This is a genomic window from Stenotrophomonas sp. STEN147, from assembly GCF_056757995.1.
Genome location: NZ_JBRRCG010000009.1, coordinates 152,168 through 163,543, shown reverse-complemented (window position 1 = coordinate 163,543; position 11,376 = coordinate 152,168). Strand labels below are relative to the sequence as shown.

Below are 11,376 nucleotides of genomic sequence, written 5' to 3'. Positions count from 1 at the left end.
GGCCTCGCCGGGGGGGCCCTTTTGGGGGGCCCCCGGCCGGCGGGCCGCGCGGGCCCCGCCGCTACCGCAATGGGGCGCCCATTCAGAAAAACATATTGATAGGAATGAAATTAGTAGTATCCTATCTATCTATGTACCGCCCCCTCGACGAGCGCACCGTGCTGCAGATGCAGCTCAGCTCCGGCCTGCTGTATGCAGGGCGGCAGTGGCAGCGCTTGGCCGACAGCCGGCTGGGCAGCTACGGGATCTCCACCGCCTGCACCATGCCCCTGCTGATGATCGGCCGCTCCGGCGGCGGCATCCGCCAGGTCGCCCTGGCCCAGCAGCTGGGCATGGAGGGGCCTTCGCTGGTACGCCTGCTGGACAAGCTCTGTGCCAGCGACCTGGTCCGCCGTGAAAGTGATGCAAGCGACCGTCGCGCCAACCTGCTGTGGCTGACCGAGGCCGGCCAGGCGCTGGTGCAGGAACTTGAAGATCAGTTGATCGACCTGCGTCAGGACGTGTTCGGCGCGCTTTCCATGGATGAACTGCACGCCGTGCTGAAGGCATGGCGCCTGCTGGCCGAGGCCGCCGACCGCATCACGTGAGACCGATGTCCCCGGATGCCGCCGCTGCCGTTGCCACGCCAGCGGCTGTCACCCGTTGTTGTTGTGCCGTTGTTCCTCCCCTCCCCCATCTGCCCTGCCCTACCGATGCCTGGTGAATTCAGTCTCCACGGAGTGTTCGTCCCGACCCTGCTCGGGTTGATGCTGCTGGCCTATCTGCTCAACAGCGGTCTGCACGCGCTGCTGCAACGCGCTGGTGCCTACCGCCATGTCTGGCACCCGGCGCTGTTCAACCTGGCCCTGTACGGGATCGTGCTGGGCCTGCTGTTCCACCTTCTGCGCTGGATGCAATCGTGAACAAGATCGTGAAGAAGTCCCTGCCGGTGCTGCTCACCGGTGCCGCCGTGATCGTCGCGCTGCTGGTGCTGCGCCAGCTGTGGGTCTATTACATGGACGAACCCTGGACCCGTGACGCCCATGTCGGCGCGGACGTGGTGCAGATGGCGCCGGATGTGTCCGGCCTGGTGGAGACGGTGAACGTCGCCGACAACCAGGCGGTGAAGAAGGGCGACCTGCTGTTCGTGGTCGACCGTGCGCGCTACCGCATCGCACTGGAGCAGGCACAGGCCAGCCTGGCCGAGCGCCAGGCGTCGGTGGCCCAGCTGAAGCGCGAGATCGGTCGTGATCGCAGCCTGCAGGACCTCGTCGCTGCCGAGGACGCCGAAGTGCGCCGGGCCAAGCTGCAGGCCGCACAGGCCGCGCTGGCCACGGCACAGGCCGCAGTCGATCTGGCCGAGCTCAATCTGGGCCGCACCGAAGTGCGCGCACCGGCAGACGGCCGGGTCAACGACCGTACGCTGCGCGTCGGAGACTACGTGGTGGCCGGCAAACCGGTACTGGCGTTGCTGGATACCGGCTCATTCCGCATCGATGGCTATTTCGAGGAGACCCGCCTGCAGGGTGTGGTGCCCGGGCAGCGCGTGGACATCCGCCTGATGGGTGAATCCAGGCCATTGCAGGGACATGTGGAGAGCATCGCCGCCGGCATCGAGGACCGCTACCGCAGCAACGGCAGCAGCCTGTTGCCGAACGTCACACCCGCATTCGACTGGGTGCGGCTGGCGCAGCGCATTCCCGTGCGGATTGCCATCGATGATCTTCCCGCGGGTGTTGAGTTGATCGCCGGCCGCACTGCCACCGTGACGGTGGATACCGGCCGCCGCGCGGATGACAGCAAGGCCGGCCCCACGCCGACGCGGGGCCGCCTGTGAATACCGCACTGTCCCGCCTCGGCCTGATCGTCGCACTGGCCAGCCTGGCCGCGTGCAGGACCGTTGGTCCCGACTATGCACTACCGGAAGGCTCGGCATTCAAGCGCCCGGAGGCGAATGCGGCGTTCATCGATACGCAGAACCCGCAGATCGCCGCCAACCAGCCGCTGCCGGCGCGCTGGTGGTCGCTGTACGACGATCCGGTGCTGGACGGCCTGATCAGCCAGGCGCTGCGCGACAACGTTGAGTTGAAAGCCGCTGATGCCCACCTGCGCCGCGCGGCGGCCGTGTACGAACAGGCACTGGACGCCGGTGGCTTCGAGTACGAGGCCGAGGCCGGCGTCAGCCGCGCGCAGTTGTCGGCCGAATCGTTCCTGCAGGAACACGAACTGCCGGTGATCAACCTGGCCGATGGCAAGTTCGCGGTCAGCTATCAGTTCGATCTGTTCGGCAAGCTCAAGCGCGGTGCGGAAGCGGCGCGGGCCGACGAGCAGGCAGTCGCTGCGGCGCGCGACCTGGCCCAGGTCAGCGTGGTCGCACAGGTGGCCGACAGCTATCTGGAGATCTGCCACGCCAACCACGAACTGCATGTGGCCGAGCATTCGCTGCAGCTGCAGCAGCGCGGCCGCTCGGTGACCGCGCGGTTGATCGCGGCCGGCCGCGGCACGCCGCCGGAACTGGCCCGTGCCAATGCCCAGGTCGCCCTGCTGGAAGCCGCGTTGCCGCCGTTGCGCGCGCAGCGCTCGGCGGCGGCGTACTCCCTGGCCGCCCTGCTCGGCCAGACCCCCGGCCAGTTGCCGACCGGGGTGATCGACTGCGCACAGGCACCGTCGCTGACGCAGCCGCTGCCGGTCGGAGATGGCCGTGCGCTGCTGCAGCGTCGTCCGGATGTGCGCCAGGCCGAACGCAGGCTGGCCGCGGCCACCGCGCGCATTGGCGTGGCTACCGCCGAACTCTATCCGGACATCCGTCTGGGGGCTTCGATCGGCGCCGCCGGCCCGCTGGAAGATTTCGGCCAGCCCATGACCCAGCAGTGGTCGATCGGGCCGCTGATCTCGTGGACGCTGCCGTCATCGGGCAGCCATGCACGCATCCACGCGGCCGAAGCGGGCGCCGATGCGGCGCTGGCCGAGTTCGACCACACCGTGCTGCAGGCACTGCGTGAGACGCAGACCGCTCTGGACCGCTACGCACAGGACCTGCGCCGCCTGCAGTCGCTGCGCATCGCCCAGGAACAGGCCGCGCTGGCAGCCGAGCAGAACCGCCGGCTGTACCAGGGTGGGCGGACACCGTATCTGGCCAGCCTGGACGCCGACCGCAGCCTGGCCACCAGCGATGCCACGCTGGCCGCAGCCGAAGCACAGGTCTCGCGCGACCAGATCCACCTGTTCCTGGTGCTCGGCGGTGGCTGGCAGGCGACGGCCGCCCCACGGGCCACGGCGAACTAAGTGATGAACGCCGTGACCGATCGCCAGGCGTGGCTGTTCTCGATCAAGACCTACCTGGCCGCGATCGCCGCCCTGTACATCGCCATGGCCGGCAACCTGTCGCGCCCGTACTGGGCGATGGGTACGGTCTACATCGTCAGCCAGCCGCTGCTGGGCCCCACCCGCGCCAAGGGCGTATACCGCATCGTCGGCACCCTGGTGGCCGGCCTGGCCACACTGCTCGTGCTGCCCGCGCTGGTGGAGACCCCACTGCTGCTGAGCGCGGCGATGTCGCTCTGGCTGGCCGGCTGCCTGTTCCTGGCCCTGCTCAACCGCGGCCCGCGCGGCTATGCCTTCCTGCTCGCAGGCTATACGACCGCCTTCATCGGCTTTCCCGCCGTGACCTCGCCGGAGACGATCTTCGACACGGTCGTGGCACGCAGCGTGGAGATCATCCTCGGCACGGTGGTGGCGGTGCTGTTCGCCTCGCTGCTGTTCCCGGCTTCGGTGCGGCCGATGCTGCGCGCACGCATCGGCACCTGGATGGAGGATGCGGCGCAGTGGTGCCGGCAGATCCTGGAGCGAGGCCGCGCGCATGCACCGCGCAACCGCCTGGCCGCCGATCTGGTGCAGTTCGAGGCATTGATCGAGTTCCTGCGCCGCGATGATCCGCGCCACACCGGCGCGGCGGTCTCCATGGAACGGCTGCGCGAGCGCATGCTGTTGCTGTTGCCGGTGCTGTCTTCGATCGCCGATCGCCTGAGTGCGCTGCGCAGCGATGGCCAGTCGCTGCCAGACGGGCTGCCAGCGCTGGTCGACGACCTCCGCGATTGGCTGGACGGGCCCACCAACGCCAGCGAGTACGCCCGCCTGCGTGCACGCATCAGCGCGCTGAAGCCGCAGGTGGACCGCAACCTGCAGCACCTGCAGCTGGCCAGCCTGCTGCTGCGCCTGGAGGAACTGGTGGACCTGTGGCAGGACTGCCGCACCCTGCAACACGCGATCGACCAGGGCACCGCGCCGTTGGATCGCGCGCATTACCGCATCCGCACCGAACGGGTGGCCGCCGACAGGCACGTCGACTACGGCATGGCGCTGTTCTCTGCGCTCAGTGCCGGCGTGGCGCTGATGAGCTACTGCGTGCTGTGGATCGCACTGGGTTGGGAAGGTGGCGGCAACGGCGCGATGATGGCCGCGGTGACCGCTGCATTCTTCGCCGCGCAGGACGATCCCGCACCCAGCATGGTGCAGTTCCTGGTGTGGGCGATGGTCGCCTCTGTAGTGGCGGGCCTGTATCTGTTCGGCGTGTTCCCGGCCGTGCACGACTTCGGCCTGCTGGCGCTGGTGCTGGCGGTCGCGTTCCTGCCGTTGGGGCTGCTGTTGCATCACCCCAAAAGTGCGCTGTTCGCGCTGCCGCTGACGGTCAACCTGGCCGCACTGCTCAGCCTGCAGAACACTTACAGCGCCAACATCCAGACGTTCGTGAACTCGTCGGTGGCGATGTTCATCGGCATCGGCTTCGCGGTGGTGATGACCCGCCTGTTCCGATCGGTAGGCGCCGAATGGACCGCTCGGCGGCTGGTGCGGCAAGGCTGGGCCACGCTGGCCGAAGCCGCCGAAGGACGTGGCCAGCAGGATCGGCAGCGCTTCGCCGCGCGCATGCTTGACCTGTTGGGCCTGCTCGCGCCGCGCCTGGCGGCGACGCCGGAGGGCAGCGACATCGCCTCGGTGGACATGCTCAACGAGGCCCGCATCGGCCTGAACATCCTGCAGCTGCGGCGTGCCCGGTTGGAACTGCCCGAGCGCAGCCGCGAGGCGGTCGAACACATCCTTGAAGAGGTCGCTATGCATTACCGCCGCCAGATTGCCGCGCGCAAACCGATGGCGGCAGCCGACGCGCTGCGCGAGCGCCTGGATGCCTCGCTGGGGCGGGTCGGCAGCGTGGCGGCCTGCAAGGCACGCGACGAGGCGTTGATGGGCCTGGTGGGCCTGCGCTTCGCCCTGTTCCCGGAGGTGATGGCGTGGGGGGACCCCGCGGTTCCGTCGTTTTATGGCGTTCGGCGTTGCTTGGCCGGGCGATACCAGGGATACCGTTCGGGCGGGGCCATGCCCGGCGGCCTTTCGCCCCGACAACAGGACGGTTCAATGAGTTACGACATGATGGTGTTCGAGGCCAGCGCCGCCCCGCGTGAGGCGGCAGCGTTCATCGCCTGGTTCGAGAAGCAGACCGCCTGGGGCGAGAACCACGAGTACGACGATCCGGTGGTCAGCAGTCCGGCACTGCAGGCCTGGTTCGCCGCGATGGCGCGGGAGTTCCCGCCCTTGAATGGTCCGCTGAGCAACGATGAGGACGATCGCGCCGAGGTCACCGACTACAGCATCGGCCGCCACGTCATCTACGGTGCGTTTGCCTACTCCGTGGCCGAGCGTGCGCATGGCCGGGTACAGGACCTTGCGGAGGAGCACGGGGTGGGCTTCTTCGATGTCAGTGCCGATGAAGCAGCCATCGTGTTCCCCGATGGCCTGGTGCTGATCGCGGAATGACGCCGGGTCGGAGCCCTCACGAAGGGAGGGATCCGACCCCGGTTCAGAACAGCTGGCCCTGCACCGTGGGCTGTTCGATGCGCGCCGGTTCTTCAGCCGCCTGGTCCGCACCCAGCCGCCAGGCCAGGCCGCCGATTCGACTGGCATGGCGCTTGAGCGCGGCCTGCAGCACGTCGGCACTGGCCGCCACATGCAGGACCTGGCGGGCACGGGTCAGCCCGGTGTAGATCAGCTCGCGCGACAGCACGCGACTGTCCTGCCGTGGCAGTTGCAACCAGACCTCATCAAACTCCGAGCCCTGTGCCTTGTGCACGGTCATTGCGAACGCGCTCTCGTGCGCCGGCAATGCGGCCGGATGGAAGGCGCGCGGCTGATCGGCGGTGTCGCCGGGGAACCACGCCACCATCGCGCCCGTGCTGTCGCGCAGGCAGATGCCGACATCGCCGTTGAACAAGCGATGCCGATAGCTGTTCTCGGTTACCAGCAGCAGGCGCCCCTGGAAGTAGCCCGGGGTGGTGCCGGCCAGCAGCTGTTCGATCCGCTCGTTGAGGCCACGGGCTCCCTGCGGCCCTTCACGCAGCGCGGTCAGCACGCGCAGGCGGCCGGCCTGCTGCAGTGCCAGGACCGGGTCCCGGATATCGGCCAATGCACGCCAGCGGCCCAGCAGATGCTCACGCTGGTCACGCAGCGGATCCGGCTCCCCTTCGTGGAAGCGGACTCCCGACAGTTCGCCACTGCGCAGCAGTCGCAGCGTGGTGACGCTGTCACCATCGCGGACGGCACGCGCCAACGGTGCCAGATCCAATGCGTCGCTCTGCCGGTAACCGCGCTGCAGCTGTACCCGCCGACCGGTGAATGCATGGCCCGGCGCCGGCGGCTGCAATGCCGGTGCCGCCAACATCCCCTGCAACGCCAGTGCATCATCGACGCGCGTGCCCATGCCATCACCGCTGGCTCGCAGGATCGCGCCCAGCACGTCGCCGGCTTCGACCGAGGGCAGCTGGTCAGGATCGCCGAGCAGGATCAGGCGGGTGCCGCTGGCGATGGCATCGACCAGCTTGGCCATCATCGGCAGATCGATCATCGACGCTTCGTCGATCACCACCACATCCAGCGGCAGCGGATTATCGGCGTGGTGGCGGAAACGGGGCGAGTCGGGAATGACGCCCAGCAGGCGATGCAGCGTTGTGCCGGTGGTAGGCAATGCGGCGCACAGCGCCGGGTCCAGGCCCTCCTCCTGCAACCGCTGCACGGCCAGACGCAGGCTTTCGGCCATCCGCTCGGCGGCGCGGCCGGTCGGTGCGGCCAAGGCCACCTTCGGCGGTGGCTGGCCGGCATGCGCTGCCTGCGCAGCCAGCAACAGCAGCAGGCGCGCGATGGTGGTGGTCTTGCCGGTGCCGGGTCCACCGGTCACCAGCGCCAAGGGATGACGCAGGGTCACGCCTGCCGCGCGCGCCTGATGATCCTCGACATCCCGGGCCTGCGGGAACAACCGTGCGAACAGGGGCGCCAACGCGGGCAGATCCGGCGCCGGCAGCGGATGGCCGCCGATGCGCTGCAGGCCCGCCGCCAGCTGCCGCTCGTACTCGCGATAGCGGCGCAGGTACAGCAGGCCGTTCTCCATCACCAGCGGGGCGTCATCTGCGACAGCATCGGCGCGCCCGGGGGTCGCGACCCAGGGCGAGGCGCGCAGCTGCTCGATCCAGGATTCCGGCGCCGGCCAGGCGGATACGCCTTCCAGCAGCCGGTGCGGCTGCGCCGGATCGAAACCGGCATGCCCCAGCGATACCGCCAGCGAGGCCAGCGCCGCCGCCAGCGCCACGTCCTCCGGGGTGTCGGTGCGCAGCCGCTGCAGGCCGGTCGCCAAGGCATGGTCGATCGTCCGCAGCTGGCCGTTGCGGTACAGGTCCCTGAGCAGGCTCATGCGCTGGCTCCAAGCGCGCGTGCCGCCAGCTCAGCCTGGGCCTGCCTGCCTCCGGCGAACAACGCATCGAGCGCGTCCACCAGTTCGAGCGGGAAACGATCGGTGTAGACACCATTGCCAGTGCCATCCAGGCCGCGGCAGAACAGATAGCGGATGCCGCCCATGTCGCGTTCGTAGCGGTAGGCCGCCCCCAGCCGGAAGCGCAGCCAGCGATGCAGCGCGACGGTATAGATCAGGGCCTGCAGGTCGTACTCGCTGTGGCGCATGGCGATGGCCAGCAGGTCGGGGGTGTAGCCCGGCAGCCGGTTGGATTTGTAGTCGAGCACGTACCAGCGGCCATCGCGCACGTAGGTGAGGTCGATCATGCCGGTCATCAGCCCTTCCAGCCGGCGGCGCTGGCCGAAGCCCCGGCGCGCGCTGGCGATGCCGTGGGCATGCAGTACATCCAGCAGTGCCGGCACAGCGGTCGGCTCGATGGCGAAGTGGAAGTCGATCTCGGCACGGCGATCCTGCGCGGGCACGCTGTACAGCGCGCCCCCCTCCGGCAGCTCCGCGATGAGGGTCTGTCCGACCAGTGGCACCAGCACCGCGATGCCGTCATCCAGGTCTGCATCTGCATAGCCCTCGTCGCGCAATGCCTTGCGCAGCACGGCGGCCTGGCCTTCCGGCGCTTCCTGGCCGGGCTGCCAGGCGCCCCATGCGGTGAAGTCGACGTTCTCCATCGCTTCGTGCAGCACGTTGCCGAAGCGGCTGCCCATGAAGCGCGGGTCGACCGGCGCGGCCTCTTCGGTCGCGGCAGGATCCGGCAGCGCGGGCTCCAAAGGCAGCTCCGCGCCGACCGGTTCGTCGGCCGCCGGCGCCGGCAGTTCGGTGGCGGCCGCCTCGATGTCACTGCCACTGCCGGCATCGGCATGCGCCAGCTGGGTGAAGCTGTATACCCACCAGTCGTGGGGCACGCGACGCGCCTGCGTGCGCACTGCCGGAAGTTCGCCGTCCATTTCCACCGCCAGCTGCGGCAGCTGCGCCACCGGCTCGCTGTCGTCGACCTGCACGTCGGCACACCCACGCAGGGCCTGCAGGTCGCCCAGCAACGGGGCCAGCGGGGTCCTGGCAAGACCGGCGAGGTCACCGATGGCGATCCACAGCGCGTGCTCGGCACGGGTCATGCCGACGTACAGCAGGCGCGCGTCCTCTGCCTGCTGCTCGTGCCGCGCCTGGCGGCTGACGGCCTCCCACACCTCGTCCCTGTCCAGCTTCCAGTGCAGCTGGCGCTCGCCGTCCAGATGCACGGTGCAGTGTGCAGCGCTGCTGTTCGCGCCGCGCTCGATGCCCACGAACGGCAGGAACACCAGGGGGTACTCCAGGCCCTTGCTCTTGTGCAGGGTGATGATCTGCACACGGCGCGCGTCCGATTCCAGGCGCAGCAGCTGCTGCTCATCGTCCTGGTCGGCGCTGGCCATCCGGCCCTGCAGCCAGTCCAGCAGGCCATGCATGCCCAGTGCCTGTGCCGACGCCTCCTGCAGCAGCTCGCCGAGCTGGAGGTAATTGGTCAGCCGGCGCTCGCCGTCGACCAGCGCCAGCAGACGTTCGCCCTGTGCGGCGCATACGTCGGCGATCACCGCGAACGGTCCGCCGCGCTGCCATCGCTCGCGCCAGTGCAGCAGCTGGGTCTGGAATCCCCGCTGCAGGTCGCCTTCGCGTTCCATCGCTGCGATCGCACTGGCAGGCTGGCCGAGCAGCACCGTGGCCAGCGCGGTGCGCAGGCGGCCTTCGTCGGCCGGTTGCAGCAGGGCCAGCAGCAGCGCGCGCAGGTCGCGGGCTTCGCTGGTGGCGAACAGGCTCTGTCTGCCGGCAGCCACCGCGGGAATTCCAACAGCCGCCAGTGCACGCTGCACAAGCGTGGCCTCGCGATGCGAACGCACCAGCACGGCGATGTCACCCGGCTGCACCGGGCGACCACGCAGCAGGGCCCTGCCGGCGCGCGCGTCCACCAGCACCTGGTGAATGGCGGCCACACAGGCCCGCGTCGCCGCCTCGCGGGAGGCATCGGCAGCCAGCGGCCTGTCACCGCCGCTGCGCAGCACGCGCAGAGTCAGAGCTGCGGCGGCATGGCCATCACGCTGGTAATCCGCATCGACGCGCACGCCACCCGGTCGCACCGGCTCGAAGCGGATGTCACGCTCCAGGAAGGCGTCCTCACCGCCGTTGTCGTACAGCACCTGCAGTACGCGCAGCAGCGCAGGCCGCGAGCGGAAATTCTGGTCCAGTGCCGGCGCGGGCTGAGCGACCTGCCTGGCCTTGAGGTAGGTATGGATGTCGCCGCCGCGGAAGCCATAGATCGCCTGCTTCGGATCGCCGATCAGGAACAGCGCTGGCGCCAGTCCCAGTTCGCGCACCTCCGGCGAATCGCCGAACAGGGTGTGGAAGATGCCCCATTGGCGGTCATCGGTATCCTGGAATTCATCGACCAGGGCAATGCGGTACTGCGCGCGCAGCCGTTGCACCAGCGTCAGCCGTTGCGGCCCCTGCAGGGCAAGCGCCACGCCGTCGATCAGGTCATCGTAGGTCTGCACCCGTCGCGTCTGTTTCAGCAGGGCCAGTCGCTGCGCGGCTTCGGCGCGCAGGGCGTGCAGGAAGCGGATCGCGCGCTGGCGAAGCCACGACATGACCACGTCGGCGGCATCCCACCAGGCCTGCAATGCGTCGAAGAGCGGTGCATCCGGGCATGCGCCCTGCTGATCGTCCCGGCATAGGGCCTGCATCGAGGTGGGCAGCAGCTTCTCCAGATGGAGTTTTCCATCGCGTGACCAGTCCGCGACCGCCTGCCCGGCGACCAGGGTGGAGAATGCCTTGTCGAAGCTCGGCCGCTTGGCACGACGTCCATCGAAGACCTTCTTCTCGAACGCCGTGGCGATCTGCCCACGGGCCGCGTCAAGACCGGAGTCGATGGCGGCCGCAAGGACCTGCGCGGCCTGCAGCATCCGCGGCCGCGGATCGTCCGGCAGCGTCGGCAATGGCAATGGATGCAGCGGCGGTGCGGCCAGCAGCGCGCGCAGGTCGCCTGCCAGTGCGTCCGGGCTCGACCACAACAAGGTCAGCGGCTCCAGTGTGGCCGGATCGTTGGCGTGCACGCGCCACAGGTCAGCCGCCAGTTCCTCCATCAGCTCGCGGTCGCTGGTCAGCAGCTCCGGAGGATCGAAGGTGTGGCCGCTCTCCAGTGCGTGCTCGCGCAGCACGCGGGTGCAGAAGCCGTGGATGGTGAAGATCGCGGCCAGATCGATTTCGTCGGCAGCGACCTGCAGGCGGCGCTTCAGGGCCACCGCGCTCTCATTGCCGGCATCGAGATGGCGCCACAGGATCTGCCGGGTCAGCCGCATGTCGGGTGCCTCGCCGTCGCCCGGAGGCAGGTCGACCATCCGCGCGGCCAGCGCCAATCGCTCACGGATGCGCTTGCGCAGTTCCTGGGTCGCGGCATCGGTGAAGGTCACCGCCAGGATCTGGCCGATACGCAGGCCCTGCTCGACCACGAGCCGGGTGAACAGCGTGGCCAGGGTGAAGGTCTTGCCGGTGCCGGCACTGGCTTCGATCAGGCGGACGCCATCCAGGGGCAGTGCGAGATACGGGTCGATACCGGGCTGTTCGATGGGGCTGCCTGCCACGGTAGC

7 protein-coding genes and 1 pseudogene are annotated in these 11,376 nt (G+C 69.0%); 6 read left to right on the top strand and 2 right to left on the bottom strand.

Annotation, left to right across the window (positions count from 1 at the left end; translation table 11 throughout):
- Positions 1 to 131: 131 nt before the first annotated feature.
- The 6 genes and pseudogenes from ACVOKU_RS11250 to ACVOKU_RS11225 all read left to right on the top strand — a co-directional run bounded on the left by ACVOKU_RS11250 (position 132) and on the right by ACVOKU_RS11225 (position 5,787).
- Complete coding sequence (locus ACVOKU_RS11250; protein ID WP_481559947.1) at positions 132 to 587, top strand: MarR family winged helix-turn-helix transcriptional regulator; 456 nt, start codon at positions 132 to 134, stop codon at positions 585 to 587.
- A gap of 105 nt (positions 588 to 692) precedes the next feature.
- Positions 693 to 902, top strand: a complete 210-nt coding sequence (locus ACVOKU_RS11245) for a DUF1656 domain-containing protein (protein WP_053517257.1) — start codon at positions 693 to 695, stop codon at positions 900 to 902.
- Positions 899 to 1,816 carry an efflux RND transporter periplasmic adaptor subunit gene (locus tag ACVOKU_RS11240; protein ID WP_053517256.1) on the top strand — a complete coding sequence of 306 codons (918 nt, stop codon included), beginning with the start codon at positions 899 to 901 and terminating at the stop codon, positions 1,814 to 1,816. The genes ACVOKU_RS11245 and ACVOKU_RS11240 overlap by 4 nt, the downstream gene beginning before the upstream one ends.
- The gene (locus tag ACVOKU_RS11235) at positions 1,813 to 3,264 is read left to right on the top strand and encodes an efflux transporter outer membrane subunit (protein ID WP_481559942.1); all 1,452 of its coding nucleotides are present in this window, start codon (positions 1,813 to 1,815) and stop codon (positions 3,262 to 3,264) included. Before ACVOKU_RS11240 ends, ACVOKU_RS11235 begins: the two co-directional genes overlap by 4 nt.
- Positions 3,265 to 3,267: 3 nt before the next feature.
- A pseudogene (locus ACVOKU_RS11230) lies at positions 3,268 to 5,265 on the top strand (FUSC family protein); the annotation flags it as partial.
- Positions 5,266 to 5,388: 123 nt separating this feature from the next.
- Complete coding sequence (locus tag ACVOKU_RS11225) at positions 5,389 to 5,787, top strand: hypothetical protein (RefSeq protein ID WP_481559946.1); 399 nt, start codon at positions 5,389 to 5,391, stop codon at positions 5,785 to 5,787.
- A gap of 43 nt (positions 5,788 to 5,830) precedes the next feature.
- Here the strand turns inward: ACVOKU_RS11225 and recD are convergent, their stop codons facing one another.
- Together recD and recB are read right to left on the bottom strand one after the other, a co-directional pair.
- Positions 5,831 to 7,711: an exodeoxyribonuclease V subunit alpha gene (recD, locus tag ACVOKU_RS11220; protein ID WP_481559941.1), complete on the bottom strand. Its 1,881-nt coding sequence runs from the start codon at positions 7,709 to 7,711 to the stop codon at positions 5,831 to 5,833.
- A complete protein-coding gene (gene recB / locus ACVOKU_RS11215; protein WP_481559940.1) occupies positions 7,708 to 11,370 on the bottom strand; it encodes an exodeoxyribonuclease V subunit beta in 3,663 nt (1,220 codons plus the stop codon). Before recB ends, recD begins: the two co-directional genes overlap by 4 nt.
- Between the last annotated feature and the right edge of the window lie 6 nt (positions 11,371 to 11,376).